The 26,821-nt window shown below is 71.9% G+C and carries 26 protein-coding genes; 12 read left to right on the top strand and 14 right to left on the bottom strand.

From position 1 onward, the window contains the following. Positions 1–8: 8 nt before the first annotated feature. The 3 genes from ACJ9NR_RS00935 to ACJ9NR_RS00925 form a co-directional block, all read right to left on the bottom strand. Positions 9–1,967 carry a helix-turn-helix domain-containing protein gene (locus ACJ9NR_RS00935; protein WP_412490323.1) on the bottom strand — a complete coding sequence of 653 codons (1,959 nt, stop codon included), beginning with the start codon at positions 1,965–1,967 and terminating at the stop codon, positions 9–11. A gap of 231 nt (positions 1,968–2,198) precedes the next feature. Beyond that, positions 2,199–3,596: an MFS transporter gene (locus tag ACJ9NR_RS00930; protein ID WP_412490324.1), complete on the bottom strand. Its 1,398-nt coding sequence runs from the start codon at positions 3,594–3,596 to the stop codon at positions 2,199–2,201. A 172-nt stretch (positions 3,597–3,768) separates the two neighbouring features. Further along, the gene (locus tag ACJ9NR_RS00925; RefSeq protein ID WP_412490325.1) at positions 3,769–4,596 is read right to left on the bottom strand and encodes a 3-hydroxybutyrate dehydrogenase; all 828 of its coding nucleotides are present in this window, start codon (positions 4,594–4,596) and stop codon (positions 3,769–3,771) included. Positions 4,597–5,065: 469 nt separating this feature from the next. Here ACJ9NR_RS00925 and ACJ9NR_RS00920 point away from each other — a divergent pair, with 469 nt between their 5' ends. Further along, on the top strand, positions 5,066–6,532 hold the full coding sequence (locus tag ACJ9NR_RS00920) for an extracellular catalytic domain type 1 short-chain-length polyhydroxyalkanoate depolymerase (protein ID WP_412490326.1): 1,467 nt from the start codon (positions 5,066–5,068) through the stop codon (positions 6,530–6,532). A gap of 178 nt (positions 6,533–6,710) precedes the next feature. Here ACJ9NR_RS00920 and ACJ9NR_RS00915 read toward each other — a convergent pair whose 3' ends face one another. The 5 genes from ACJ9NR_RS00915 to ACJ9NR_RS00895 form a co-directional block, all read right to left on the bottom strand. Then, the gene (locus tag ACJ9NR_RS00915) at positions 6,711–7,121 is read right to left on the bottom strand and encodes a hypothetical protein (protein ID WP_412490327.1); all 411 of its coding nucleotides are present in this window, start codon (positions 7,119–7,121) and stop codon (positions 6,711–6,713) included. Positions 7,122–7,268: 147 nt separating this feature from the next. Further along, entirely contained in the window at positions 7,269–7,529 is a 261-nt protein-coding gene (locus ACJ9NR_RS00910) for a hypothetical protein (RefSeq protein ID WP_412490328.1), read from the bottom strand. Positions 7,530–8,037: 508 nt separating this feature from the next. After that, positions 8,038–8,385 carry an SH3 domain-containing protein gene (locus ACJ9NR_RS00905; protein WP_412490329.1) on the bottom strand — a complete coding sequence of 116 codons (348 nt, stop codon included), beginning with the start codon at positions 8,383–8,385 and terminating at the stop codon, positions 8,038–8,040. 187 nt (positions 8,386–8,572) lie between these two features. Then, on the bottom strand, positions 8,573–8,962 hold the full coding sequence (locus tag ACJ9NR_RS00900) for a hypothetical protein (RefSeq protein WP_412490330.1): 390 nt from the start codon (positions 8,960–8,962) through the stop codon (positions 8,573–8,575). A gap of 347 nt (positions 8,963–9,309) precedes the next feature. Then, positions 9,310–10,341, bottom strand: coding sequence for a winged helix-turn-helix domain-containing protein (locus ACJ9NR_RS00895; protein ID WP_412490331.1), 1,032 nt, complete (start codon positions 10,339–10,341; stop codon positions 9,310–9,312). A gap of 423 nt (positions 10,342–10,764) precedes the next feature. On the opposite strand from ACJ9NR_RS00895, the gene ACJ9NR_RS00890 reads away from it, so the two are divergent. Together ACJ9NR_RS00890 and ACJ9NR_RS00885 are read left to right on the top strand one after the other, a co-directional pair. After that, complete coding sequence (locus ACJ9NR_RS00890; protein ID WP_412490543.1) at positions 10,765–11,085, top strand: GatB/YqeY domain-containing protein; 321 nt, start codon at positions 10,765–10,767, stop codon at positions 11,083–11,085. A gap of 396 nt (positions 11,086–11,481) precedes the next feature. Continuing rightward, the gene (locus ACJ9NR_RS00885) at positions 11,482–12,168 is read left to right on the top strand and encodes a hypothetical protein (protein ID WP_412490332.1); all 687 of its coding nucleotides are present in this window, start codon (positions 11,482–11,484) and stop codon (positions 12,166–12,168) included. A gap of 53 nt (positions 12,169–12,221) precedes the next feature. Here the strand turns inward: ACJ9NR_RS00885 and ACJ9NR_RS00880 are convergent, their stop codons facing one another. The 3 genes from ACJ9NR_RS00880 to ACJ9NR_RS00870 form a co-directional block, all read right to left on the bottom strand. After that, a complete protein-coding gene (locus tag ACJ9NR_RS00880) occupies positions 12,222–12,989 on the bottom strand; it encodes a polysaccharide deacetylase family protein (protein WP_412490333.1) in 768 nt (255 codons plus the stop codon). Further along, entirely contained in the window at positions 12,986–14,329 is a 1,344-nt protein-coding gene (locus tag ACJ9NR_RS00875) for an MGDG synthase family glycosyltransferase (RefSeq protein ID WP_412490334.1), read from the bottom strand. The genes ACJ9NR_RS00880 and ACJ9NR_RS00875 overlap by 4 nt, the downstream gene beginning before the upstream one ends. Positions 14,330–14,704: 375 nt before the next feature. Next, the gene (locus tag ACJ9NR_RS00870) at positions 14,705–15,355 is read right to left on the bottom strand and encodes a hypothetical protein (RefSeq protein WP_412490335.1); all 651 of its coding nucleotides are present in this window, start codon (positions 15,353–15,355) and stop codon (positions 14,705–14,707) included. Positions 15,356–15,623: 268 nt separating this feature from the next. Here ACJ9NR_RS00870 and ACJ9NR_RS00865 point away from each other — a divergent pair, with 268 nt between their 5' ends. From ACJ9NR_RS00865 to ACJ9NR_RS00855, 3 genes are all read left to right on the top strand, one after another. Then, positions 15,624–16,034 (top strand): hypothetical protein, encoded by a 411-nt coding sequence (locus ACJ9NR_RS00865; RefSeq protein WP_412512672.1) that lies wholly within the window; start codon positions 15,624–15,626, stop codon positions 16,032–16,034. A 129-nt stretch (positions 16,035–16,163) separates the two neighbouring features. Further along, the gene (locus ACJ9NR_RS00860; RefSeq protein ID WP_412490336.1) at positions 16,164–17,291 is read left to right on the top strand and encodes a PLP-dependent cysteine synthase family protein; all 1,128 of its coding nucleotides are present in this window, start codon (positions 16,164–16,166) and stop codon (positions 17,289–17,291) included. After that, complete coding sequence (locus tag ACJ9NR_RS00855) at positions 17,288–18,535, top strand: MFS transporter (protein WP_412490337.1); 1,248 nt, start codon at positions 17,288–17,290, stop codon at positions 18,533–18,535. Before ACJ9NR_RS00860 ends, ACJ9NR_RS00855 begins: the two co-directional genes overlap by 4 nt. A gap of 3 nt (positions 18,536–18,538) precedes the next feature. On the opposite strand, the gene ACJ9NR_RS00850 is transcribed toward ACJ9NR_RS00855, so the two are convergent. Then, the gene (locus tag ACJ9NR_RS00850; protein ID WP_412490338.1) at positions 18,539–18,931 is read right to left on the bottom strand and encodes an ArsR/SmtB family transcription factor; all 393 of its coding nucleotides are present in this window, start codon (positions 18,929–18,931) and stop codon (positions 18,539–18,541) included. 307 nt (positions 18,932–19,238) lie between these two features. Here ACJ9NR_RS00850 and ACJ9NR_RS00845 point away from each other — a divergent pair, with 307 nt between their 5' ends. From ACJ9NR_RS00845 to ACJ9NR_RS00835, 3 genes are all read left to right on the top strand, one after another. Then, entirely contained in the window at positions 19,239–21,218 is a 1,980-nt protein-coding gene (locus ACJ9NR_RS00845; protein ID WP_412490339.1) for a heavy metal translocating P-type ATPase, read from the top strand. Positions 21,219–21,487: 269 nt separating this feature from the next. After that, positions 21,488–22,351 (top strand): DUF1963 domain-containing protein, encoded by an 864-nt coding sequence (locus tag ACJ9NR_RS00840; RefSeq protein ID WP_412490340.1) that lies wholly within the window; start codon positions 21,488–21,490, stop codon positions 22,349–22,351. Between the two features lie 95 nt (positions 22,352–22,446). Continuing rightward, on the top strand, positions 22,447–22,935 hold the full coding sequence (locus tag ACJ9NR_RS00835; protein WP_412490341.1) for a GNAT family N-acetyltransferase: 489 nt from the start codon (positions 22,447–22,449) through the stop codon (positions 22,933–22,935). Positions 22,936–23,227: 292 nt separating this feature from the next. Here ACJ9NR_RS00835 and ACJ9NR_RS00830 read toward each other — a convergent pair whose 3' ends face one another. Beyond that, positions 23,228–24,073 (bottom strand): oxidoreductase, encoded by an 846-nt coding sequence (locus ACJ9NR_RS00830; protein WP_412490342.1) that lies wholly within the window; start codon positions 24,071–24,073, stop codon positions 23,228–23,230. Positions 24,074–24,153: 80 nt separating this feature from the next. On the opposite strand from ACJ9NR_RS00830, the gene ACJ9NR_RS00825 reads away from it, so the two are divergent. Together ACJ9NR_RS00825 and ACJ9NR_RS00820 are read left to right on the top strand one after the other, a co-directional pair. Then, a complete protein-coding gene (locus ACJ9NR_RS00825) occupies positions 24,154–24,732 on the top strand; it encodes a TetR/AcrR family transcriptional regulator (RefSeq protein ID WP_412490343.1) in 579 nt (192 codons plus the stop codon). 127 nt (positions 24,733–24,859) lie between these two features. Further along, positions 24,860–25,270, top strand: coding sequence for a cytidine deaminase family protein (locus tag ACJ9NR_RS00820; RefSeq protein WP_412490344.1), 411 nt, complete (start codon positions 24,860–24,862; stop codon positions 25,268–25,270). A gap of 304 nt (positions 25,271–25,574) precedes the next feature. Here the strand turns inward: ACJ9NR_RS00820 and ACJ9NR_RS00815 are convergent, their stop codons facing one another. Continuing rightward, entirely contained in the window at positions 25,575–26,162 is a 588-nt protein-coding gene (locus ACJ9NR_RS00815; protein WP_412490345.1) for an NADPH-dependent FMN reductase, read from the bottom strand. 88 nt (positions 26,163–26,250) lie between these two features. On the opposite strand from ACJ9NR_RS00815, the gene ACJ9NR_RS00810 reads away from it, so the two are divergent. Further along, positions 26,251–26,739 carry a MarR family winged helix-turn-helix transcriptional regulator gene (locus tag ACJ9NR_RS00810; protein ID WP_412490346.1) on the top strand — a complete coding sequence of 163 codons (489 nt, stop codon included), beginning with the start codon at positions 26,251–26,253 and terminating at the stop codon, positions 26,737–26,739. The last annotated feature ends 82 nt before the right edge of the window (positions 26,740–26,821 follow it).

Below are 26,821 nucleotides of genomic sequence, written 5' to 3'. Positions count from 1 at the left end.
ATCAGGCATCACACATCCGGCGACAACAGGTGCAGGCGCAGGGCGAGTTGGAGTTCCAGCGTCTGTTCGGGGGTGTTCCAGTCGGGACCGAGCAGCGCCTGGATACGGTCCAGGCGCTGCACGACCGTGTTCACGTGCACGTGCAGCTCCTCCTTCGCCCGGGTGAGGATCCCGCCGCAGTCGAAGTAGGCGCGCAGCGTGCGCACGAGCTGGGTGCCGCGCTGGGCGTCATAGTCCAGCAGCGGTCCCAAGGTGGCGGAGACGAAGCCGTCCACGTCGTGCAGGTCCCCCAGCAGCACGCCCAGGAAGCCCAGTTCGGTCACGCTCGCCCCCTGTCCTGCGCGGCCGAGGACGTGCAGCGCCCGCAGGCAGCGCAGGGCCTCGGCGTGCCCGTCGGCGAGGGCCCGCGGCCCGGCGGCCGGCCCGGCGCCGGCCACCGTGACCGGTGCGCCGGTCAGCTGGCCGAGCTGCCCGGCCGCGGCGCGAGCGGCCTCGCCCGGACCGGTGCCGGCGTACGGGAGCAGCAGCACCACCTCGCCCTCGTGCTCCGCGCTGACACCGGCGCACCCGAACAGGTACTGCGCGGCGGCGTCGGCGAGCCGTTCGCGGACCGCGTCGCCGGTGCGGGCGACGAGCAGTACGTGGGGCCGGTCGAGGTCGAAGCCGAGACGGCGGCCGCGGGCGACCAGGCCGGCCGGGTCGCGGTCGGGGGCGGTGAGCAGATCGGTGACGAGGTCGCCGCGTACCCGGTTCTCGGTCTCCGCGACCGAACGCCTCAGCAGGAGCAGCAGCGAGGTCACCACGCCGCTGCGCTCGAACAGGCGCCGGTCGGGACCGTCGAGGTCCGGCCGCCCGGACAGCACCAGACAGCCCAGCAGTTCCTGCCCGGCCAGCACAGCGCAGACCCAGCGCCCGTCGTGGAGCACCGCGTGGGCGGCCGCGCGTGAGCGCTTCGCCGCCGCGACCAGCGCTGCCGCCTCCTCCTCGGTGCCGCCGGCGTCCGCCGTGTCCCCGGCGAGCGGGCCACCGTGTTCGCCGACCGAGGCCAGCGGCCACCCGGAGCCGTCGTGGACCGCGACGTCCCCCTTCAGCAGACCGGCCACGGCGGCGGCCACGTCCGGGACGTCGCCGCCGCGCAGCACCAGATCGGTGAGCCGGTCGTGCGATTCCTCGGCCCGCTGCATGGCGGCGGAGTGCTCGCGGATCACGGCGTTGGCCTCGGCCAGTTCGGCCATCGCGACACGCGCGTCCGCCATGGCCTTGGCGGTGTCGATGGCGATCGCGGCGTGGTCGGCCAGCGAGCACAGCAGGGCGACCTCGTCGGGTGCGAAGGTGCGGGGCGTGCGGTCCGCGGCGAACAGCGCCCCGATGACCTGGCCGCCGCTGCCCGATCCGAGCAGCAGCGGCACCCCGAGGATCGCGACCAGGCCTTCGTCCAGGACCCCGGCGTCGATGCTGCCGGTGTGCAGGAAGCGGTCGTCGGTGCGGTAGTCGGGGGAGGCGTAGGGGCGGGCGGTCTGCGCGACCAGGCCGCCGAGGCCCTCTCCCAGCTCCAGGCGCAGGTTCTGGAACAGTTCCGACACCGATCCGTCGGTGACCCGCATGTAGGTGTCGCCGGCCTCCTCGTCGGGGAGCGTGAGGTAGGCCGTGTCGGTGCCCAGGAGCATCCTGGCGCGCCGGACGATGGAGCGCAGCACGGCGTCGAGGTCGCGCAGCGCCGCGAGGTCGCCGGCGGTGTCGAAGAGCGCGGTCAGCTCCGCCTCCCGGCGCCGGTGCTGCCGGAGTGTGGTCTGCACGCGCAGCGCCGCCTCGGTGGCCTGTTCGACCTCCGCCAGGTCCTGGGCGGCGGCACCGCTGTGCCGGGCCTCGGTGACGACGGCGCCGAGGTCCTCGGCGGGGGCGCCCGCGGCGAGGAGTTCGAGCAGCCGGCGCAGGTGACGGGTGACGGGAGTGGGGGTGTGTGACATGGGCGGGCCACCGTTGCGTGGTCGATGGGCTCTGGAAGCGGTGTACGGCTGCGTGGTCGAGGGGCACGGGAAGCGGTGTACGGCGGGATTCAACGGCCGAGGACCGAACCGCCCGCCGGGAACAACGGCCGAGGACCGAACTGCCCGGCGGGAAGGCAACGGCCGATGAGGGCCAGGCTCCTCTCCCTTCTGGAAGGAGCCTGGCCCTCCGGCCGGGGAGCGGTGCGGCCGTCAGGCGGACGCGGCGGTCTTCCGGTCCGCGGCGGCCGGCGCCGCGGAGCCGTCCGGCTCGATCGCGGCCAGGTCCCTGCCGCGGGTCTCGCGGGCGGCGACGACGGCGACCACGGTGATCAGGGCGGCCAGCCCCACATACAGCGAGATCGGGGTGGCGTTGCCGTAGGAGCTGAGCAGGGCCGTCGCGATCAGCGGGGCCGGGGCGCCGGCCGCCACCGAGGAGAGCTGGGCTCCGACGGAGGCGCCGGTGTAGCGCATCCGGGTGGCGAACAGCTCGGAGAAGAACGCCGCTTGGGGGGCGTACATGGCACTGTGGAAGATCAGCCCTACCGTGACGGCCAGGACCAGCGCGGGGAAGGACCTGGTGTCGAGCAGAGCGAAGAAGGCCCACGACCACAGACCCACGCCGACCGCGCCCACCAGGTACACGGGCTTGCGCCCGACCCGGTCGGAGAGCGCGCCGAACAGCGGGATCAGGCAGAACTGCACCGCCGAGCCGATCAGTACCGCGTTCAGTGCCGTCTGCTTGCCGAGGCCGAGGTGCTCGACGCAGTAGGTGAGGACGAAAGCGGTGATCACGTAGTACGAGATGTTCTCGGCCATGCGCGCGCCCATCGCGATGAGGATGTCCCGCCAGTGGCTGCGCACCACCGCGATGAGCGGCGGCTGCTCGGCCCGCTGCTCGGCCTTGCGCCGTTCGGCCTTGGCCAGCGCCTCCTTGAACAGCGGGGACTCGTCGACGGACAGCCGGATCCACAGGCCGATCATGACCAGTACGGCGGAGAGCAGGAACGGCACCCGCCAGCCCCAGGAGTCGAACGCGTCGTCGCTGAGCAGGGTGGTCATCAAGGAGAGCACTCCTACGGCGACCAGGTTGCCGGCCGGTGCGCCGCCCTGCGGCCAGGACGCCCAGAAGCCGCGTCGCCTGGCGTCGCCGTGCTCGGACACCAGCAGCACCGCTCCGCCCCACTCACCGCCGAGGGCGAAACCCTGGATGAGGCGCAGGACGGTCAGCAGCACGGGAGCCGCGACACCGATCGTGTCGTAGCCGGGGACGCAGCCGATCAGGGCGGTGGAGAGCCCCATCATCAGCAGGCTGATCACCAGGAGCTTCTTGCGGCCCAGACGGTCGCCGAAGTGGCCGAAGACCACGGCGCCGATCGGGCGGGCGGCGAAGCCGATGGCGTAGGTGAGGAAGGACAGCAGCGTGCCGGTCAGCGGGTCCGACTCGGGGAAGAACACGCGGCCGAAGACCAGGGCGGCGGCCGAGCCGTAGAGGAAGTAGTCGTACCACTCGATGGTCGTGCCGATCAGGCTGGCGGCGACGATCTTGTGCAGACCGCGTGGCCTTCCCGGGGCTGCCGGGTCGTTCACGGCGTTGTGAGCGCTGGGCATGGTTGTCACCGTGTTTCGGAGTGAGAGTGAGCGGAACCGCCGGACCCGGCGCCGCGGTCGGACGAAGGGAGGGGGTCCGGGGGAGTCGGTCGGCGGGGTGCGCCGCGGGGCGGTGGGGGACGGTGGCGCGGCGTGGCCCTGGCCGGGATCGGACGGGCGGGTGAACGGGCCCTCAGCTGGCCGTCCAGCCTCCGTCCAGGGGGATCGAGCTGCCGGTGAGGTAACCGGTGGGGTCGGTGCACAGCCACAGCGCCGCCTCGGCGACCTCGGTGGGCTCGATCAGGCGCTTGATCGCGGTGCGTTCCAGGAAGACCTGGTCCATCACGTCCGCCGCGGGGATGCCGTGGGCGAGCGCCTGGTTGGCGATCTGCTCCTCGACCAGCGGTGTGCGGACGTAGCCGGGGTTGATGCAGTTGCTGGTCACACCGTGTGCGGCGCCCTCCAGGGCGACCACCTTGCTCAGGCCCTCCAGCGCGTGCTTCGCCGTGACGTAGGCCGACTTGTAGGCGCTGGCGCGCAGACCGTGCACCGAGGAGATGTTCACGACCCTGCCCCATCCTCGCGCGTACATGTGGGGCAGGGTGCGGCGCAGGATGCGGAACGGCGCCTCCACCATGACCCGCTGGATCAGTGCGAAGCGCTCCGGGGGAAACTCGTGCACCGGGGCGACGTGCTGCAGGCCCGCGTTGTTGACGACGATGTCGGCGTCGTCCGGCAGCGCGTCGACCGCGTCGGCCTCGGAGAGGTCGGCCACGACGGCGATGCCGCCGATCGCCTCGGCCACCTGCTTGGCGGCCTCGGCGGCCCGGTCCACCACGTAGACCTCGGCACCGGCCGCGGCGAAGCCCTCGGCGCAGGCCCGGCCGATCCCGCTGGCCGCACCGGTGACCAGGGCCCTGCGGCCGGTGAGGAAGCGGGTCGAGGCCAGGCCGGACGCGGTGGCGTCACCGGGTCCGGGATGCTGGGGCGAGCCCTCGTCGGAGCTCTTTGTGCTGTCCATGGCCGAACACGGTAGGGACGACTCAGGAGGTGAGACACGTGGGTCGTCGACATATTTTCGCGCCGAGAGATAGGTGCCGCCACCATGTGCCGGCAGGGCGTCGGACGCCGGGTGTTCCGCCGGACCCCGCACGCCGCGCGCACCCGGGACGCCGGGGTGCGCGCGGGCTCCGTCCCATGTCACAGGGGCACTGCGGACACCATGGGTGCGCCATCCACGCCCGGCGCCGCAGTCCTGGCTGTCCCTCACATGTCATGGCCCGGCCAACCGGTCGTACAGTCCGCTCCAGTAAGCCGGTACGACAGCGTGCCGTGACGACAGCAAGCCGGTACGACAGCGGGCCGGGCGCGGCCGGGTGCCGGGCCGGCCGACGCGACGGGCGCGGGTGGAGCCGGGCGGGGTGGGACCGCCGGGCGGCGCGCCGCGCCCGCGCTCCTCCTCACTCCCCACCATCCAACGGAGTCGCACCATGCCTCACCCCACCTTGCGCGGGTTCTTCCGGCGCACCGCACTGGCTGCCGCACTGGGCGCCTTCATCGCGTGCCTGAGCGCCGTCACCCCGCTCGCGCCGAGCGCGGCGGCCGCCGGCACCCTCCAGCAGGTCACCAGCTTCGGATCGAACCCCGGCAACCTGGCGATGTACGAGTACGCCCCCGCCAACCTGCCCGCCGGCGCACCACTGGTCGTCGCCCTGCACGGGTGCACGCAGACGGCGAGCGACTACCACACGCACTCCGGCTGGCAGAAGTTCGCCGACCAGTGGGGCTTCGCCGTGGTCTACCCGCAGACCAGCTCGGCCAACAACAGCCTGTCCTGCTTCAGCTGGTTCGACTCGACCAAGGACACCAGGGGCAAGGGCGAGGCGGCCTCGATCAAGCAGATGGTCGACACCGCCGCGGCACAGTACGGCTCCGACCGCGGCCGCGTCTTCGTCACCGGGCTGTCCGCCGGGGGCGGCATGACCGCGGACCTGCTCGCCGACTACCCGGACGTGTTCGCCGGCGGTTCCGTCGACTCCGGCCTCCCCGCGCAGTGCGCCACCACGCAGGGTGCCGCCTCCGGCTGCCAGTACAGCAGCCAGAACCTCACCCCGAAGCAGTGGGGCGACAAGGTCCGCAACTCCGACCCGGGGTACTCGGGCCCATGGCCGCGCGTCGCCATCTGGCAGGGCAGCTCCGACACCACCGTCGCCCCGGTCAACGGCACCGAGCTGCGCGACCAGTGGACCGACGTGTGGGGCATCGGCCAGACGGCCTCCAGCACCCGGAGCCTGACCGGCGGCACCACCGAGAGCCTCTACGACGACTCCGCCGGCCGGCCCGCCGTCGCCCTGTTCTCGGTCTCCGGCATGACGCACGGCCTCGCCGTGAACCCGGGTTCGGGCGCGGACCAGTGCGGCAGCACGGGCGCCTACTACCTCGACTACATCTGCTCCAGCTACTACACCGCGAAGTTCTGGGGTCTGGACGGCAGCGGCGGCCAGGGCGGCACCGGTTCCCTGCCCGCCCCGTCCGGGCTCACGGTGACCGGCACCACCGACACCGGCGCCTCGCTGTCGTGGAACCCCGTCAGCGGCGCCGCCTCGTACAACGTCTACCGTGACGGGACGAAGGTCGGCTCCGCGACGAGCACGACGTACACCGACACCGGCCTGTCCGCCGGCAGCTCCTACGGCTACACCGTCGCCGCGGTCGACTCCTCGGGCGCCGTCGGCGCCTCGTCCGCACCGGTCACGGCGACCACGACGGGCTCCGCGCCCAAGTGCTACACCGACAACAACTACAACCAGGTACAGGCCGGACGGGCCCACCAGAGCGGCGGCTACACCTACGCCAACGGCTCCGGCCAGAACATGGGCCTGTTCAACGTAGCCATCGTCCACACGCTGAAGGAGACTTCCGCGGGTTACTTCGTCATCGCCGACTCCGGCTGCTGAACCGGCGGGAACCCTCGCGCCCGCGCCGCGCCGCGCCGTGCCCCGCCCGCGCCGCCCCGGCTCGGCGCGGCACGACGCGGGCGGGGCGGCGGGTCGGATGTCGCGCAGATTCCGGGCCCTCTCCGCCGCGGGAACGCTCAGCGGAGAGGGCCCGCTTCCGCCCTGTGAGAGCCGGAGGTCAGGCGTAGAGCCGCACGGAGTAGGTCGACGTGAGATTCGTCCAGAAACCTCCCGCACAGTTATTGCTGCTGAGGTTCCACGCCACACTTCCTGTGCCGTTGTAGCCCGTGAACCCCTCGACCCCCGCGCCACCGGTCTGGCAGTTCAGCACGGTGTACTCACCGATGAGATTGTGGACGTTGTACGTCCCGTAGTAGTAGAAGTCGTACACCTTCGCATGATTGGAACTGCCGTCCCAGATGTCGCCCTTGTAGATGCACACATGACCTGAATTGCAGGCGACGGTCTGCACACTGCCGGGAACGGCGGTCGACACGACCGGCGCTGCGGACGCGGCCGTGGAGGTGGCGACCACCATGGGTACAGCTGACCCCAGGCAGGCGAGCAGCACGAGTGAGATGCGACGCATGGATATCTCCTGGCGAGGTTGACGAGTTGCGACGGGAAGTGAGGAAGCGACGGGAAGTGAGGAAGGAACAGGACATGGGACCCGGCGCGCGGTTCATCACGGGCACGCCGGGAAACGTGCCGTCCAGCAGCTGGGAGGGGTGTTGGCTCACCGGCACTGCGGCACGTGCGGCTGCCACTGGGACGGCGACCCCGTCGTCACGTACCAGTCGTTGATGTAACCGCTGTCGCTGTCGAAGTCGAGCGCGAACCAGTAGTGGTCGCCATGGCCGTCCGCGTCGCCGTCGCCCGTGGTCCAGCAGGCCAGCATCATGGTGTTGCCGTTGTAGTAGCGGTGTCCGGTCGTGCCCGATGCGTAGGACGGCCCGTTGTGGGACGCCAGATAGGACCCGGGCGAGATGGCGGTCACGGAGGCGCACCATACCGTGTGCCCGTCGTGGTCACAGGCCCAGCCCGCGGCCGACGCCGGTGAGGCGGCCGTGCCCACCGCGGCTCCCGCCAGCGCGAGCACACCCGCCACGGCAGCGGCGCGACGGCGCCTCGGTCCGGCGGTGCGGACGGGGCCCCTCACGCCGGCCGACCCCGTGTCACCAGAAGCCGACGGCTGCGGGCGCATATGTGCGCCGGGGCCGCTGTCCGGCGCGGCGCCCGTACGCGCGGCCGCCGCGGCGGTACGGGCCGCGAGCCTTTTGATCGACTGCATGCGCTGCATTCAGAGCTCTCCCTCTGACGGACCCGCCCGGGCGCCACTTCGAGCGGCCACCCGAGCCCCTCCTGTGTCGGGCCGCGGCGACAGGATCCGCCACCGCGGCCGATCTCTCGCACGTCGTCGCGCGCCGGTCCTCCGGGACGACGCGGGACGACGTGCGCGGGCTGCGAGCGGTACCGCCCGCGGCCCGCGACGGACCATGGTGCGGTCAGCAGGTCGCCGACGCCGGCAACCCGCCGTACTGGTCGCCCTTGAGGTAGACCGCGCTGACGTAGCCCTCGGCCAGACGGACCCAGACGTCGTTGGTGTAGCCGTTGTCCTTGATCGTCTGCCCGTGCGTCCAGCAGGACGCCCCGCGCACCTCACCCGCCGCCACGTGACCGGAGATCGAGTACGTGGTGGCCGGGCCCGAGCGGACGTTGACGTTCTCGTAGGCGGTGACCGCGTAGGGCAGCCCGGCGGCCGCCGCCTGGGCTCCCGCCGCCCCGCCCAGCAGCAGGCCCGCCGTGATGGCCCCCGCGCCCGCCGTGGCGAGCACCTTCGTCTTCAGTCCCATGCCGATGGTTCCTTCCCCGTGGGTGGCTGGTGTCCAGCTGTTTCAGTGCGTTCGTTCGGTCGGTCGAGTGCGTTCGTTCGGTCGGTCGATTGAGCGCGTTCGGTCGGTTCAGTGGGCTCGGTCGGTTCAGTCAGTTCGATCGATGGGTTCGGCCAGTCGGGCTGACGGCCGGCCGGGCGGCGGCATGTCAGCAGGGCTGGGGGATGCCGTTGCCGATGTACTGGCTCAGCGGGTCCGTCTCGCTGTAGATGTCGGTGTCCTTCATGTAGCCCCACTGCCCGTTGTCCGCCTCCGTGTACTCCCACCGGTACGGGTGCGGGCCGCCGACGTAGGCGCCGCTGTCGGTGCGGCATTCGAACCAGCTCGGGTTCGAGTACATCTTGCCGACCGGATGGCTGGTGTCGGGGGTGGCGTACACCGTGGCACCCACGACGTTGTTGCAGTACATGTGCATGCCGTCGCTGCTCCACCAGCACGGATTGGCGGCCTGCGCGGTGCCGGCGAAGACGGTGCCCAGCGCGGCCAGGGACAGGCCGGTGGTGAGGAGTGCCGAGATCCTGCGAGCGGATGTCCTCATGATGTTCCCCCTGTGACGGTGTCGGTTCGGTCCTGCCGCGTCGCCTTCCACGCCGTGCGGTGGGGGAGACGCGGTGCGAAGCGGCGGTCGCCGAGTGTCGGTCGCGCCGGACGGGGGGCGCGAGGCTGCCGCACCCCGCCCACGCGCATCGAGCGCTCCCGGCGGCGGTCGTGTCGGTCCGGAACGCGGCGTCGCGCGCTTCACACGGTTGGAGTTCGGTGGTCGCAGCTCAGCCTGCACGAGACGCTCAACTGGCGCACGGCGGTTCGGACTCAGCCGAAAGACCCGCATGTTGCGCACGAAAGGCTTGACATCGGGAGGAGTTCCGGGGGATGCCGCCCGAGTCTTCAGGGCGTGAAGCCGGCCCGGGCCGGGGAGCGTTGACACCCGTGCCCGGCCCGGACGCCGGAGTCACGCTCGAGAACCGCCCGGCCGAGCGGGGTGGGCATGTGCCACACCGTGTTGGCGGTCCGGTGACTGACGATGAAGCCGGCCCGCCGCAGCACGGTGGCGTGTTCGCTTGCCGAGGCGGGCGAAATCCGAAGGCGCCGGACGAGGTCCGTACCGGTGACGCCCTCGGCACCCCCGATCTCCTGCAGAACGGCGGCGCGCGTGGCGCCCAGCAGTTGGGCCAGCGAGTCACCGTTGGACGTGTCGGGTGGCTCCACCAGCCGTTGCAGGCCGCGGTTGGCCGGATAGACCAGCACGGGATCCAGGCCGGAGTCGCGCAACGCGATGGGGCGAGCCCAGCAGAAGTACGAGGGTACGAGCAGCAACCCCCGTCCCCCGAGGTGCAGTTCCTTGCGGACGGGATACGTCACCGACAACACGGGCGCCTCCCAGCGGATGTGAGGATGCAGCCTGCTCAGCATCCGCTCCACACCTCCGTCGAGGAGGTCGGCCACCCGGGCCGCACGCTCGGCCATGACCACCGCGTGAATGCGGTCCCACGCCGGCGCCAGAACGCGCTGGTGGTAGCGGAACATCGCGGTGCCCACGCACCGCAGCGCCGTGGTGTCACCATCGGCCAGTGGACGCATCCAGACCGCTGGGCCGCGCTGTGCGGCCAGGAGTCCGAGATCGGTGCGCAACCGGCGCCGGGCCGTGCTCTGCACGGCGTCCACGAGGGAATCGATATCGTTGTCAGCCGTCGGGGTCAGAAAGTCCGGGGAATAGCCCCGCGGCGGGGCAAGACGCAGCAGCAGCCGCGCGGAAGCGTCCAGCACGCCCAGCGTCCTGGCACGCCACGGCCCGAAGACGCCGTGGTCGGCCGGTCCCCGCAGGGCATGCAGACTCAACAGCATCTCCCAGGCCGGCACCGGCCCGGCGGCGATACGCACACGCCCGATGTCCTCGCCGGCGAAATGAATTCGCAGCACGTTTACTCCCCCGAAGAACAAGCGGTCTCGAATGATGACGCCAGGTGCCGCTGAATTGGTTCATCGCCGGCTGGTGGTGGCTTGATTTGATGGATCCGCACCATGGTGGGAATGTGCGGCGCAGGACACCAATCGTCGGAATATCGGAATAGATGTGAAGGTTCCGAGCGCACGTAAAGGTTCTCGGTCGGACGGGGAGCGGGGAGCGGGGAGCGGAGCAGAGTGCCTTGCTGGGTGACGCCTGTGTCGCACGGTTCTCTCCACGCCCGCAGACCGAGGAGGATCGCAGCCGCAGCCGCAGCCGCAGCCGCAGTACGCCTTCGGCGATGGCCGCGGAGATATCCCGTTGTGGGACCAGGAAGGTGTCCATAGGGTCTCGGCATGTCCCTACGTATCCGTATGCGTCAAGCCCTTCCGGAAGCGATGCGCGCCCGCGACAAGGCCGCGGTGAGCGCCCTGCGTGCGACTCTTGCCGCGCTGGACAACGCCGAGGCGGTGCCTCTGGAGGAGGCCGCGACGCGCGGTCCGGCGCTTGAAAAGTCACCGGTCGGTGCCGGTGCCACCGAGGCGGCGCGGCGGGAGCTGAGTGAACGCGGGGTTGCGGACATCGTGCGAGCCGAGGCCACCGAACGGCTGGAAGTCGCAGCGCGGTTGACCGCGCCCGCGCATGCCGACCGAGTCGCGCGGCTGCGCGCGGAGGCCACAGTCTTGCTCCGCTTGCTCGATGGTCAAGGTGTCTCGTAATACGGGGGGTTGTATACGGGTCTTGCCAACAGAGCCATGCAGCCGGAGCCGGAGCCGGAGTCGGGGCCCACGCCGCACGACCTGCACGCGTGCGTCGTAAATGCCGGGATTCGCTCCGTAACGCTGACCATCGCGTACGCGCGGGAAGGTCGGGTGGGCCGGTCGTCGTCGGATGGGGGCCGGTCGACCCTTTGGACCGCGGCTCGCCCGGCGGGAGGCTGGCCGAAAGACCAGCCGCCCCCCTGATCCGGGGCGGCACCTCCCTGAGAGGCGAACATGACCAGTAGGCGTGCACGAACTGCCACCGCGGCGGTGCTGGCTCTGGCGGGCACCGTGGTTATCGGTGCGTGCGGTGCGAACGGCGACTCGGCCGGCCGCATCGGAACCTCGAGCCGTATGCCCATCGTCACGTCCAGCCCGGCTCCCGCCGCCTCGGGCACCGGCACCTCGACCGCCCCGTCGAGCAGCGCTCCCGATGCGGGTCCGACCAGCGGTTGGGGACCGGATATGTGGAGTGGCGAGTGGGGCTCGGGCATGATGGGCGGCGGCGGGGGCTCCTGGGGGCCCGGCATGATGGGCCGGGGCATGACGGGCAACTGGTGGCTGGCGGGCGACGGCAGTCGGGTGCGGACACTCGACCAGGCGCGGCAGCGGGCGGCAGCGTTCGCCGACCGGCTCGGTCTGCGGGTGGGCGAGGTCATGCAGTTCTCCCGTAACTTCTACGCCGAACTGGAGACCACCGCCGGTCGTCCGGCCACCGAGGTGCTGGTCGATCCGGCTGACGGGGCCGTGCAGATCGAGTACGGCCCGGCGATGATGTGGAACAGCGACTACGGCATGCACTACGGCCGGCAGGACCAGGTCCGCGTCTCCGCGGCGCAGGCCCGCAGCATCGCAGGGCAATGGCTGCGCGACCACGATGGCAGCTTGACCGCGGGTGAGCCCGATGCGTACCCCGGCTACTACACCCTGCACACCATGCGCTCGGGGAAGATCACCGGCATGCTCTCCGTCAACGCCTACACCGGTCAGGTCTGGCCGCACACCTGGCACGGCACCTACATCGCCACCAGCCAGGGGTAGCCGCGCGTCCCGTGCTCGTTCAGTGCTTCACCGGCGACGCATGCCGTGCCCGATCACGGTTCTCGCCGCCGCAGCCGATGTTCGCCGAGCCGGGCGGAGGCGCCGTGTTCCCGGAGGGGCCCGACCTGCCAGCCGCGGGCTTCGCAGGCGTCGAGGATGCGCGGCAGTGCGCGGAGGGTGGTGCGCCAGGAACCGACGGCTGAGGTGCAGTCGGAGTCGTGCAGCAGGATGGTGCCGCCGCCGCGCAGGTCCCGTAGGACGGTGTCGTGCACCGAGCGAGGCGTGGCGCGCCGTCGCCAGTCCTCGCCCCAGCAGGTCCACAGGATTGGGGCCATTCCGAGGCGGCGGCAGGCCAGATGGGCGGCCGTGGTCATCACCCCGTACGGGGGCCTGAAGAGCACGGGGGCACGTCCGGTGACATCGGCCGTCTTGTCGCGGGCGCGGGCGAGGTCGTCGTAGGTGGCGCGGGGACCGCGCAGCAGCAAGGGGCGGTGGTGCCAGCCGTGGACGGCGACCTCGTGGCCGGCGGCGGCCATCTCCTTCGCCAGGCCGGGCGACCGGGTCAGCATCGAGCCGAGCAGGAAGAAGGTGACACGCACGCCGCGCGCGTCGAGGAGGCGCAGGAAGTGCGGGGTGGACAGATGGTCGGGGCCGTCGTCGAAGGTCAGGGCGACGTGGTCCGGCCGGCCCTGCCCGGCGAGCCGGGGCATGGTCTTGTTGCGTAGGGGGCCGAGGGTGGAGACGACGGGGGCGGCGTGCAGGGCGGCGAGCGCGGGGAGTGCCGCGGCGGTGGCGCGCAGGACGTGGCGTGGCGGGGTCATCGTCCGTCTCCGTCCAGGTAGTGGGTGACGGCGGTGAAGCGGGCGGGCGTCTCGTTGTAGGCGTAGGCGAGCGGGGCGCCGATGCCGAGGGCGAGGGTGGCGGCGATGGTGGCGGCGGGCAGGGCGAGCCGTCGCCTGTCCGGCAGGAGTGTTGTCGTCGGCCGTCCGCCTGGCGCGGGCGGCGGACCGGCATCGGCCGCGACCTTGGCGGCGACGGCGGGTTCCGGGCCCGGGGCGGACCGGTGCAGGGCGAGTCCTGCCGTGCGCTGGGCCTTGCCGCGCGGACCGTGGAGGAGGTCGGTGAGCGCCGGCCCGAGGCCGGCCGCTTCGCGGATCCAGGTCGCGAGGCCCGCCTCGTCCAGGGCGGCGGCGTTGGTCCGGCCGTGGCCGGCGATACAGCGGTAACTGGCCACCGGCAGCCCGGCGGCGAACGCCTCCAGCGAGGTCAGCCCGCCGGCGTTCTGGACCAGCACATCGCAGGCGTGCATCAGGCCGGGCATGTCGTCCGTCCAGCCGAAGGCGTACTCGACACCGTCCCGGCGCAGTTGCTCGGCCAGGGCGTGGTTGTGTCCGCACACCACGACCGGCGCCGCGATCCCGGTCTGCCGTATCTCGGCGGCGGCCCGTCGCACCGGGCCGACCCCCCACGAGCCCGCGACCAGCAGGGCCAGCGGTGTGTGCGGGGGCAGTCCGAACCGGGCCCGGGCAGCCTGGCGTTGCCCGGCGGTGGCGGGGGTGAAGCGGGGATGGGTGACGGGCCCGGTGACGGTGACACCGGCCGCGCCCCGGGCGTGCGCCTGAGCGGCGGGTACTGGGTGCACGGCGAGGTGCGTGTCGATGCCGGGGGCGACCCACAGCGCGTGGACGGAGAAGTCGGTGAGGTAGGTGAGGGCCGGAACCGTCAGCAGGCCGCGCCGCCGCAACTCACCGAGGACCTGGCTCGCCCCCGGGTAGGTCGAGACGACCGCGCAGGTATCCGGCCGGAGGGCTGCGAGGGTGCGTCGCTGGGCGGCGCGGAACAGTGCCCGCCACACCGCGCCGGGGCGCGAGGCATGCTCGGTCGCCGCGTACAGACGCTGGTAGCCCTCCGGGGCCCAGGTCAGCAGGCGGTGGTAGCCGCCGCGGAGCAGACGGCCCGTGCGTGCGGGCAGCAGGTCGAGGAAGTCGTACCGGTCCACCAGGAAGCCGCGCGCGGCCAGCCGGTCGGCGAGCCCGGCGGCGGCACCGTCGTGTCCCGCGCCGACACTCGCGGAGATGATCGCGACCCGCCGCGGTGCCGCGTCCTGTGGTGACGCGGCGGGCGGCGAAGGCACCGGGTCCGGATCCTTGAGGTGGGGCACGGTCGATCAGCCTCCTGGCGAGATGTGCGCCCGGATCACGGGGGTGCCGCGGGCAGGCCGACGTCACGCCCGGTACGGCGGAGGGCGAATCGATGGCGGTGGGCGCCGACGAACGGAAACTACTACATGATGTAGAAGTTAGGGAATGCCGGGGGTGGGGGTGAGCGTGGGAGCCGGAGTGGGAGGTCCGTCCGCGGTGCGCCAGGAAGGTGCCGGTGAATCTACTACGAGATGTAGGGGGGAGTGCGCGGGGAGAGCGGGGAGGGTGTCCGATGGTGTCGGATCCTGTGCCGGTGCCGGTGCCTGTGCCTGTGCCTGTGCCTGTGGCTGTGGCTGTGCTTGTGGCTGTGGCTGTGCTTGTCCGATGAGTGACCGTCAGCTGCGGCCGGCGCGCTCTTCGGTGTCGGCCAGGTAGGACCGCAGGGTGCGGGAGGAAAGGGGCCAGGGCTGCGGACAGGGGCGAAGTCGCCGCCAGTCGTAGGGTGGATGGCCGAGCTTGGGGCGACGCCGGTCGTAGCCGTTGATGAGCGCCCAGCCGCCGACGCAGGCCACGATCCCCGCCCGTGCGGCAATATCGGCGGCACGTGTTCCGGGCGCCAGCAGACCCCCGACTCCGGCCGTCCACAGCCAGTAGCCGAGCAGCGGGTAGACCACCAGCTGATGCCAGATCTTGGTGGGGGCGAGGGCCTGACGGCGGGTGAAGAAGCCCGACCGCAACTCTGACCACCACTGCGCCAGGCCGAAGGCGAGCCAGCCGCCACCGGAGGCCACGCCCCACCACAGGCCCGAGGGGCCACTCGGCGGCGTCGCGCCCAGCCGCCACACCCCCAGCGCGACCGCCGCGGCCAGCAACGGGTCGCCGATCAGCACCGCCAGGAACCCGGTGCGCAAACCCATCAGACGCCGTTCCAGCACCAGCGCCAGCACCCACATACCCCCCGGTGTGGCAGCCAGCACCGCGAGGGCCGCGCTCCAGGGTCCGTGCTCCAGCGGCACACCCAGCCAGGGAAGATACGATCCGCTCACACCGGACGCGTTCCCCCGGTACGCGTCCGCAGCCATGCCGACCCCTCATGCCGGCCGGGTCGTCGCGTACCTCGAGCCCTCGCGGACCACCCGCGGTCTTGGACGCGCATCCTTGCGGGACCCCGGCGCTCCTGCACGCGCATCCTTGCGGACCACCCGGCGGCCCTGCACGCGCATCCTCCCGGACCGCCGGGCGGCCTCGGACACGCAGCCTCCGCTTCGTGATTCTGCGTAATGAGTCGATTACGGTGTGCATGTGATTCGTGCGATGGTCGGGAGCCGCGTCCTGCGTCGTCCTGCGCCGTCCGTGCTGCTCATCGGGCTGATCGTGCTCGTGGCGTCCCACCTGGTGGGTGCCCTGCACGGACCGGGATTCGTCGGCCCGCACAAGCCCGTCGCCGTGATCGCCGCGTCATCGACGGCGGTCGCCGAACCGGAGATCCCCGGTTCACGTCACGGGCACAGTCACGACGTCTTCGACGACTCTCTCGAGCATGCCGTCGACCGCGTCCGGGCCACAGCGGATCTCCCGGCCCACGCTCCTCAGCCTGTCGAGCCGGTGGTCGCCCAGCGGCCCGGCACGCGTCCGTCTCCCCGGCGCGCGGCCCCGGCAGGCGGTGTTTCCGCACCGGCACACGGCCGGTCCGTATGTGCCCAGCACTGCGTCTGGCGGCAGTAGGCAAAGCCCCGCACGCCCTGCCCAGGTCCATGCCCCGAAAGCGGCGGGCCGCGGTTCGGCGTGCCCAGGTACCCCCGCACCGCCAGCACGCGCCCGCCCCACCCGCGGACGCGAAGGAGCCGTACACCCATGGATCTCTCCGTGCTCGAATCCCCCGCCTCCATCGGGGCCGTCGCCCCCGCCCCCCTGATCGCCCGCCGCCCGGCCCAACTGGTCGGCAACACGCCGGTCCTGTGGATCGACGAGCCGTTCGCCCCGCCGGGCCGCGGCTTCCACGCCAAGCTGGAGGGCGCCAACCCGGGCGGCATCAAGGACCGTCCCGGCCTGTACATGGTCCGCGAGGCGCGGCGTCGCGGCGACCTCGCCGCCGGCGCACCGATCGTCGAGTCCTCCAGCGGCACCCTCGGCCTGGGCCTCGCCCTGGCGGGGCTGACCCACGGCCATCCCGTCACCGTCGTCACCGACCCCGGCATCGAGCCGGCCATGGTCCGGCTGCTCACCGCACTGGGCGCACGCGTCGACCAGGTGGCCGCTGCGCACCCCGACGGCGGGTGGCAGCGGTCCCGCCGCGAACGCGTCGCCGAACACCTCGCCGAAGTCCCTGGCGCCTACTGCCCGGACCAGTACCACAACCCCGACAACGTCGCCGCCTACCGCCCGCTGGCCGCCGAACTCCTCGCCCAGCTCGGCCGTATCGACGTCCTGGTGGCGGCGGTGGGGACGGGCGGGCACTCGGCCGGCGTCGCGACGGGGCTGCGTGAGTCCTTGCCCGATCTGCGGCTCATCGGCGTGGACGCGACCGGCTCCACGATCTTCGGACAGCCCGCCGCACCACGCCTCATGCGCGGACTGGGATCCAGCATCCACCCGTCCAACGTCGACTACGGGGCCTTCACCGAGGTCCACTGGGTGGCCCCGGCGGAGGCCGTGTGGGCATGCCGGCAGCTCGCCCGGCGCCACTGCGCCTCCGGGGGCTGGAGCGTGGGTGCTGTCGCGCTGGTGGCCGGGTGGGCGGCGCGGACGTACCCCGTCGGCACGCGTATCGCCGCCGTCTTCCCCGACGGCCCGCACCGCTACCTGGAGACCGTCTACAACGACGCGTGGTGCCGTGAGCACCAACTCCTCGACCAGCGACCGCTCCTGGAACCGGAGGAGATCTCCGAGCCGGACGAGCACGTGGTGACGGCCTGGACCCGGTGCGGGCGGGTGCGGGATCCGCTGGGGCGGCAGACGGCGGCGAAGGCGGGTGTCCGATGAGGCGGACGTGGGCGCAGGTGGCCTCCTTCGACCGGCCGGCCCGCCTGCTGATGGTGAACCAGTTCGCCATCAACCTCGGCTTCTACATGCTGATGCCCTACCTCGCCGACCACCTCGCCCACGGACTCGGACTGGCCGCCTGGGCGGTCGGCCTGGTCCTGGGCGTGCGCAACCTCTCCCAGCAGGGCATGTTCCTCGTCGGCGGCACCCTCGCCGACCGCTACGGCTGCAAGCCGATGATCCTGGCCGGGTGCGCGCTGCGCACGGTCGCCTTCGGTCTGCTCGCGGTGGCGGCGAGCCTGCCGGTCCTGATCGTGGCCTCGGCGCTGACGGGACTGGCGGGTGCGCTCTTCAACCCGGCCGTACGGGCGTATCTGGCCGCGGAGGCCGGTGAGGAGCGGCGTGTGGAGGCGTTCGCCGCTTTCAACGTCTTCTACCAGGCGGGCATCCTCATCGGGCCGCTCGCCGGACTCGCCCTGCTGGCCTGGGACTTCGGTGTGGTCTGCACGGTCGCCGGACTCATCTTCGGGGTGCTGGCCGTCCTCCAGGCCCGGGCGCTGCCGGTCCGTCCGCCGGCAGGCCGGGGCACCGAGCCCGCCTGGCGGGCGGTGGCCGCCGACTGGCGCGCCATCGCCGCCAACCGGCCCTTCCTCCTCTTCGCCGCCGCGATGAGCGGCTCCTACGTCCTCGCCTTCCAGGTCTACCTGGCTCTCCCGCTCCGCGCCCGCGAACTGTTCGGCGCGCGGACCGGGACCGTGACCGGCGCGATCTTCGCCGTCTCGGCGCTGGCGGCACTCTCGGGCCAGCTGAAACTGACCGCGTGGGCGAAGGCGAACCTGGCCGGACCCCGGGCGATCGTGTACGGGCTGGCCGTGATGGGGGCGGCCTTCACGCCCCTGCTGCCGGGGGCGTACGGCGCCGTCACCGGCGCCGGTGCCCTGACACTCTGCGCGGCCCTCCTCGCCTGGGGCGGGGCCCTGCTCTACCCCTTCGAGATGGACACCGTCGTACGACTCTCCGGTGACCGGCTGGTCGCCACGTACTACGGCGCCTACAACACCGCCTCCGGCATCGCGATCTCCCTCGGGAACCTCGCGATCGGCGCCCTGTTCGACACCGGTGTGCGCTGGCTGCCGTGGACGGCGCTCGCCACCACGGGGTTCGTCTGTGCGGCGCTGGTGGCGCGGCTGCACCGGGCCGGCCACCTCGCGCCGAGGCCGGCGGCGGTGGCCGTTCCGGGGTGAGCCTCAGCGGGCCCCGGTCGCCGTGGCCGGGGCCCGGGCCGGGGTGTCGCGCAGGCCCAGACGCAGGTGCTCGACGTGGTAGAGGGCCTGCTCGAGCAGTTCGGCGACGTGGTTGTCGTAGAGGGCGTAGATGACCGAGCGGCCCCGGCGTTCGCCGGTGACCAGGCCGAGGTTGCGCAGCAGGCGCAACTGGTGGGAGCAGGCGGACTGTTCCATGCCGACGGCGTCGGCGAGTTCGGTCGCCGCGCACGGGCCTTCCTGGAGGCGGGCGAGGATGCGCAGCCGGGACGGGGTGGCCAGGGCCTGCAGGGTGGTGGCCACGTCGGCGGCACCCACGCTCTCCAGCCGCTCGCGCGCGGTGGCGGTGGTGTTCTCGACATCAGCTCCGTGGCCCATGGCATTCATCCTACGGAGACCGTCCCATGAATGCATGAACGGGTCTTCATTCGATCCTGTACGGTGGAGCGAGCGGCGCCGGGCGACCGGTCGGCCGCTGTCCGTCATGTCTTCTCCGTCCTGCGTCCTGTCTCCTCCTGTCGCCCCCATTGCCCCCGACCCATTGCCTCCGACCCATTGCCCCCGACCCATTGCCCCCGACCCGTCGCCCCCGACCCATCGCCTCCTCCAGCGTGTCCCCTCCGTCGTGTCTCGTCCGTCCTGCTTCCGTCCGTTCCCTTTCCGCCCGTGAAGGACCCGCGCCCCGATGGCCTCCACTCTCACTCAGCCGTCCACCGACCGGGCCGCGGTGTCCGGCGACGGTGGCGCGCTCCGCCGCCGTACCCGCGTCCTGGCCCTGCCCGAGGCCCGCTGGGCGCTCGCGGCCACCGTCTGCTTCCTGCTCGCGCTGCCGGGACAGCTGGCCGGCGCCCCGGTGTGGGTGTGGGGGCCGCTGTACGCGCTGGCGTATGCGGCCGGCGGCTGGGAGCCCGGCCGGGAAGGGCTGAAGGCCCTGCGGTGCAGGACGCTCGACGTCGATCTGCTGATGGTCCTCGCCGCGCTCGGGGCGGCGGCGATCGGGCAGGTGATGGACGGCGCACTGCTGATCGTCATCTTCGCCACGTCGGGCGCGCTGGAGGCGCTCGCCACGGCACGCACCGCGGACTCCGTGCGCGGCCTGCTGGACCTCGCGCCCGCCACCGCCACCCGCCTCGACGACAGCGGTGGCGAACGGACCGTTTCCGTCGAGGAGTTGACCGTCGGCGACACCATCCTGGTACGGCCCGGCGAGCGGATCGGCGCGGACGGCCGCGTGCTGGACGGCGTGAGCGAGGTCGACCAGGCGACCATCACCGGTGAGCCGTTGCCGGTGGCCAGAAAGAAGGGTGAGGAGGTCTTCGCCGGGACTCTCAACGGCACGGGTGCGCTCCGGATCCGCGTGGAGCGGGACGCCCGCGACTTCGTGATCGCCCGGATCGTGCGCATGGTGGAAGAGGCGTCGGCGACCAAGGCGCCGACGCAGTTGTTCATCGAGAAGGTCGAACAGCGCTACTCGCTGGGCATGGTGGCGGCGACTCTCGCCGTCTTCCTCCTCCCGCTCGGCTTCGGCGCACCGCTGACGGAAGCGCTGCTGCGGGCGATGACCTTCATGATCGTGGCCTCCCCGTGCGCGGTCGTGCTGGCCACCATGCCGCCCCTGCTGTCCGCCATCGCCAACGCCGGACGGCACGGCGTGCTGGTCAAGTCGGCCGTGGTGATGGAGCGGCTGGGGCAGGTCGACGCGGTGGCCCTCGACAAGACGGGCACGCTGACCGAGGGCACCCCGCGCGTCTCGGATGTCCGTCCGCTGGCCGGATCGGGCCTCGACACGGGGGAGTTGCTTGCGTTGGCGGCCGCCGCGGAGCACCCGAGCGAGCACCCGCTGGCGCGAGCCGTCGTGGACGCGGCGCATGAGCGCGGACTCGCCCTGCCACCGGCCGAGGACTTCGCCTCCACGCCCGGCGTCGCGGTGACCGCCACCGTCGCGGGGCGCGTGGTCGCGGTGGGCGCACCGGCCCGGCTGCTCGCCGGCGCCACGGACGCGGCCTCCGCGCGGGCTGCCGCGCTCGCCGCCGGTCTGGAGGACGGCGGACGGACCGCCGTCCTGGTCGCGGCGGACGGTGTGCCGGTCGGCGTGCTCGGTATCGCCGACCGGCTGCGCCCCGACGCCGCGGCCACCGTCACCGCGCTGACGACCCTCACGGGGACGCCGCCCGTGCTCCTGACCGGCGACAACAGGCGTGCCGCCGCCCGCCTTGCCGCCGACGTCGGAATCGAGGACGTCCGGGCCGGCTTGCTGCCGCAGCACAAGGTGGCCGCCGTGCGGGAGTGGCAGGACGTGAACCGCAAGGTGCTCGTGGTCGGCGACGGTGTCAACGACGCCCCGGCACTCGCCGCCGCCCACACCGGCCTCGCCATGGGCCGCGCAGGCTCCGATCTGGCTCTGGAGACCGCGGACGCGGTCATCGTCCGCGACGAACTCACCACCGTGCCCGCCGTGATCTCCCTCTCCCGCCGGGCCCGTACGCTGGTCGTGCAGAACCTGGTCATCGCCGGTGTCTTCATCGCCGGCCTGGTGGTCTGGGACCTGGTGGGCACGCTGCCGCTGCCACTCGGCGTCGCGGGCCACGAGGGCTCCACCGTCATCGTCGGCCTCAACGGCCTGCGGCTCCTGCGCGAGGCGGCCTGGCGGCGCGCCGCCCGGTGAACCGCTGCGCGGCCCCGGCCGCGCGCGAGTACCGCCTCGGAGCTGGGAGGAGAACGCGACCAGCGGCGCGGCAGCGATGAGGCGTGGCTCGTGGCCTGTTCGTGGCCTGCAGTCCGCTCGCCCGCAGCGGCCCGGGCTCCAGCCCGTGGCGCCGGGTGCGGTCACGGCGCGTTCCGGGGTCCGGCGGTGGCGCCGGCATCGAGTGCCGCGGCCGCGCAGGAGCCGGACACGGTGGCATCGATGTCAGTGCTCGGCCCTATCTTGGCCTGGTGACTTCCGAAGAGCTACGCGAGCGACTCACCCGCTTCCGCGACGAGGCGATTCAGCTGGGGATACCGGCCGAGGAAGCCGACCGGTGGATCGACATGGTCCGGCCCTGCGCGGTCCTGTCGACGCGCCAGGACGGCCCGGTCGCCGCCAGGTTCGGCGGCCCCGTGCTGCTGCCGGCGGACACCCCGCACCCCCTGTTCCCCCACGTCGCCTCCATCGACCTCGCGGCCCTGCCGCCGGCCTCGACCGACCTGCCCCTGCCGTCCGACGGCCACCTGCTCCTCTTCGCCTGGCCGCGCGACAGGGGCGACCTGACCGATCACGGCGCGGTCGTGCACGTCCCCGCCGGGACACCCGTGAAGGAACACGACAGGTACGCCTGGGACCCGTACGGCGTCCCGGAGGAGCGGGAGGTGGCCGACGCCTTCCCGCAGGGCGAGCTGCGAGTGCGGACCGAACCGTCACTGCCGTACCACTACGCGGTCGAACTGCCCGACGGCGACCTGCAGCCGCTCCCTGGCTTCCCCCACGCCGAGGAACTGGCCGAGGAGTGGGAGATGGCATGCCGCTACCTCGACCTCCGCGGCCCCTTGCACATGGGCGGGTACGCCGACGAGGAGATGGTCGACCTCGACCCGCTGGAAGGCCTGGTGCGCTGCGCGGTGGAGCAGGCGGCGAAAGGCCGTTGGGGCGACGGCGAACCGGCGTCGGAGGTGGTGGGGGACTGGGTGCTGCTCGCGAGCTGGAGTCCCGACCTCGGTGAAGTGGCGGCCGGCTCCAGCGTCCACTGGGCGATCCAGCGCAAGGATCTGGAGGCCGGGCGCTTCGACCGGACGTTCACGAGTGTGTACTGGAATCCTTGACCGATCGACTCCCGGACAGGCACCCCATCGCCGCCGATCCGGGCGGGCGTGAGCACGGTGGACCCGCCGGGCCGCGTGGCGCGAGACTCGTGGGCATGGTGACGCTGCGGGTTCTCACGCCAGACGACTGGCCGTTGTGGCGAGCACTCCGCCTCGCTGCGCTGACCGACGCGCCGAACGCGTTCAAGGTCCGGCTCGCCGACTGGCACAGCGGCGAGGAAGAACGCTGGCGTGCCCGCCTGGGGCTCCCCGGCGCCCACCATGTCGCCGCGCTGCTGGACGGGCACGCCGTTGGCATGGCCAGCGGCCTTCCCGGCGCCGCCGAGAGCAAGGAGTTGCGGTCCGTCTGGGTCAGCTCTCGGGCGCGGGGCCGTGGAATCGGCAATCGGCTGGTCGCGGCGATCGAGACCTGGGCTCTGGCATCGGGGGCAGCAGCCTTGAAGCTCGCGGTGCTTGCGGACAACGAACCCGCCATCGCCCTCTACCGGCGTCATGGGTTCATGGCCACCGGGGAGCCCGGAGCGGTACTGCCGGACGGGGCAGCCGGGGAACAGGTCATGGTGAAAAAACTTCGCCGAGCGTGAGCGGCGGGCTTGGCCCGCTGGGCGCGGACCGCCGGGGGCCCGGTCAGAGCACCGCGGGCCCGGTCAGAGCACCGAGGACGCCGGCACGAGCCCGGCACGAGCAAGGACCATCGGGTGTCCGGCAATCCCCGCGCTTCGGCACGGAAACGGCCCGGGTCACGCGTAGGGCCGGCCCCCGGGCTCGTGGCCCCGCTCGGACCAGGAGTGACTGCCACCCGGTGCGTTCCGGTCCGTCCGCCGTCCCTGGCCGTCGCCGAAAGGCCCCACCAGGAGGACGATGCGGTTCTGGCCGTCAGAGGCTGAACGACACGCCTGTGAGCTTTTCCGACATGTCCCAGAGCTGCCGGGCGACCTTCGGGTCCCGCGCGGTCTTGGACCGGCCGATCGGCTCGGCGCCACCACGCATGTGCAACCAGTGCTCCGGTCCGATGAAGCTGTCGCCGGGGACATCGCCGGTGGCGGCGTGCAGCACCGGCAGGGCGCCGTCCTCCGGGCTCTGCGCGAGCACGCGGAGCATCAGTTTCGTGCCGAGTCCGGTCGCCCGGTCGTAGATGTTCGTCGCGACGAAGCCGGGGTGTGCCGTGGTGGCCAGCACCTTCGCCCCGGCGGCGTCGAGCCGGCGTTGCAGTTCGGACGTGAACAGGAGGTTCGCCAGCTTCGACGTCGCATAGGCGCTGGACTGTTTGTAGCGGGTGTGCTCGCAGTTCAGGTCGTCGAAGTTGATCCGCCCCATGCGTTCCGCCTGCGACGACACGGATACCACTCGTCCGGTGACGTGGGGCAGAAGCAGGTTCGTCAGCGCGAACGGGCCGAGATGGTTGGTTCCGAATTGCAGTTCGAAACCATCGACGGTCCTTCGGAGTTCGGGGGCGGAGATGCCCGCGTTGTTGATGAGCAGGTGGATCGGCTCCTGCCAATCGGCGGCGAAACGGTGGATCGACGCCAGGTCGGCCAGATCCAGCTGTCGCACCTCGGTCAGGCCGGGCGTCCCCGCGGCGGCGCTCATGCCCTTCGCCGTGTTGCGTACGGCGAAGACGACGCGCGCTCCGTATCCGGCGAGGGCCTTGGCCGTGGCGAGACCGATACCGCTGTTCGCGCCGGTCACGATGACTGTCTTGTCGGTGAGATCTGGGGTCATGGCAGCGAGACTAGACGCTGCCTAGTTTCTAGGCAATGCCTAGTTACTAGTCAATGTCTAGATCGAGGTAGGGTAAGTGGGTGACCCACAGGCCCTTCCATCACGGCAATCTGCGAACCGTTCTGCTGGACCAGGCCGAGCGAACCTTGCGCGAGGGCGGTGTCGAGGCGCTGTCGCTGCGCGAGTTGGCACGGAAAGCCGGAGTCAGTCACGGCGCGCCCCGGAGCCACTTCGTCGACCGGCAGTCACTCCTGGACGCGCTCGCCGAGCGAGGATTCAACCGTCTCGCCGATGAGGTGGAAGCGGTCATCGCCTCCGATGCCGTGGACTACAAGCAACGGTTCCGCGCGATCGCGACCTCGTATGTGCACTTCGCCGTCACGGACGCCGCGCTCCTGGACCTCATGTTCACCGCAAAGAACGACGACCCCCCCGAGGGGCTGCGCGCGGCCTCGGAACGACTTTTCGCGGCCGTCGGTGACCTGATCGACCGCAGCGCCGAGGCCGGAGAGCTCGGCCCCCGGGACCCGTACCGGCTGCAACTGCTCTTCGCTGCCATCATGCAGGGAATCGCGTCGCTCGTCAGCGCCCGCCGCATCTCCGCGCAGGACGGCGACGCCCTGATCGACGACGCGGTCTCCCTTCTGGTCCGTGACTAGTGCCGCACCGGCCTGCCCCTCGTCATGGCCGAACAGGCGCACGCCTACTCGCTCCGTCACCCGGACACGTCGCCTGTATCCCTCCCGCACGGAAGCCTCCGGCTTCGACCGCATGAAGGCAGAGAAGATGAACACGCAGCCCCAGCCTGCCGACCGCGAACTCATCCAGGCCGCGGACCGGGCCGCGCAGGCGTGTTGCCGGGGCGACAACCACACCATGGCGGCCGCGGCCCGCGCCCGCGACGGCCGGATCGTCACCGCGGTGAACGTCTACCACTTCACCGGAGGCCCCTGCGCCGAACTGGTCGTCATCGGCGCGGCGGCCGCCCAGGGCGCCTATGACCTGGACACGATCGTCGCCGTGGGCGACCGCGACCGCGGGGTGGTGCCCCCGTGCGGCCGGTGTCGCCAGGTGCTCCTGGACTACTTCCCGGCTCTCAAGGTCATCGTCGGCGCAGGCGGCAGCCTCCGCGTCGTCCCCATCGGCGACCTGCTTCCGGAGAGCTACGTCTGGGCGGACCATCAGGTCGACGCCTAACACCTCACAGCATCCAGCACGAGCTGACACCGCCGGCCGGCTACCGGGCAGACGGCGCCTGACATGGCGCTCGTAGGGCTTGGTCGGCTCCGTTACCCGGTGGCGCGTCTGCCTGTCGCCTCCCCGCCGCCGGTCGGATCGGGCCTTGCGGCGTAACGGCCGTAGCGCACCGTTGATCACCTGCCGGTGGTCGCGTCACGGACGGCCTGGTTCATCGGCAGCCGGCGGCGCGGGCTTCAGCGCCTGCCCCGCGGCGTCCGCCGGTTCGCACCTTCCTGCCACGTGATCGGTCGCGCACCGGGTCTCATGCGGCCGTGGCCGTCTGCGTCTTCGCCTCACGGACCCCGCGCAGTGCGCCGGACCAGGCGATCACCTGATCGAGCATGTCGCCCACGGCGGTGTCGAGGCCCTCCTGGGGGACGAAGGTGCCGGTGTGGAACGCGGGGTGTGTGGAAATGGTGGGCTGGGCACGGACCGTGGCCACTTGCAGTTCGGCGAGGACGAGCCGCAGCGCCTCGGCGGCCCGGGCTCCGGCGACCCAGCCGCCGTAGCTGATGATTCCGGCGGCCTTGTCGTTCCACTCGCGGTAGACGTAGTCCAGGGCGTTCTTCAGGGCGCCGGGGTAGGAGTGGTTGTACTCGGGGACGAGGAACACGTAGCCGTCGAAGCTGTCGATGAGTGCGCCCCAGGTGCGGGTGTGGTCGTGCTGGTACTGCCGGAGGTTGGGGTTGCCGGGCTCGTCGAGGTTGCCGAGGTCGTGGTCGGCGAGGTCGACCAGCTCGTAGGCGGCGCCGCCGTGGGCGCGGGCGGCCTCCAGTGCCCAGGCGGCGATCTGGTCGCCGCGGCGTCCGGGGCGGGTGCTTCCGAGGATGAGCGCGATGCGGAGCGGCATGGTCTTCCTTCCGGGTGAGTTGATACGTCAACTCTAGACGGGAAGGAGTTGATGTGACAACACAGCTGGTCGCGGTATCCTCGGCGGCATGACGGAGACTCGATCGCTGGACCCCGGGGAGTGGGAGTTCTGGGATACCTGGATGCGCGCGCAACGCCTGCTCACCAGGGAGCTGGAGCGTGGTCTGCAGCGGGAGTGCGACATCTCGAAGGCCGAGTTCAGCGTGCTGGTGACGCTGTGGCAGGCCACCGGTCGCGAGATGCGTGTCGGTGAGCTCTCCGAGTCGCTCGACTGGGACAAGAGCCGTGTCGCGCATCAGCTGACGCGCATGGAAAAACGCGGCTTCGTCAGACGCACCCGGTACGGGGCCGATGGCCGCCGCGCGGGGGTCGGGCTGACCGTCGAGGGCCGCCGCGCCGCCGAGAGCGCCGTCCTGGTGCACGGCGGCAACATCCGCCGCCACGTCCTCGACCCACTCACCCCCGAGCAGGCATCGGTCATCCGCGCGTGGAGCGAGGAAGCGGTCGACCGCCTGGAGCCGCACCGCGGCGGGGCTGTCGACGACGGCGCGTCCTAGGTGTTCTGTCCCCGGACCGCGCTGTCAGGCCGGCGGTGTTCGGCGGCCGGGCTGCTCTGGGCTGCTCTGTTCCGCTGTCTCG

Origin of the sequence: Streptomyces sediminimaris, assembly GCF_047049295.1 — a bacterium.
GTDB classification, from domain to species: domain Bacteria; phylum Actinomycetota; class Actinomycetes; order Streptomycetales; family Streptomycetaceae; genus Streptomyces; species Streptomyces sediminimaris.
The sequence above is the reverse complement of the archived record's forward strand: the minus strand, read 5'-3'. Positions and strand labels throughout refer to the sequence as shown.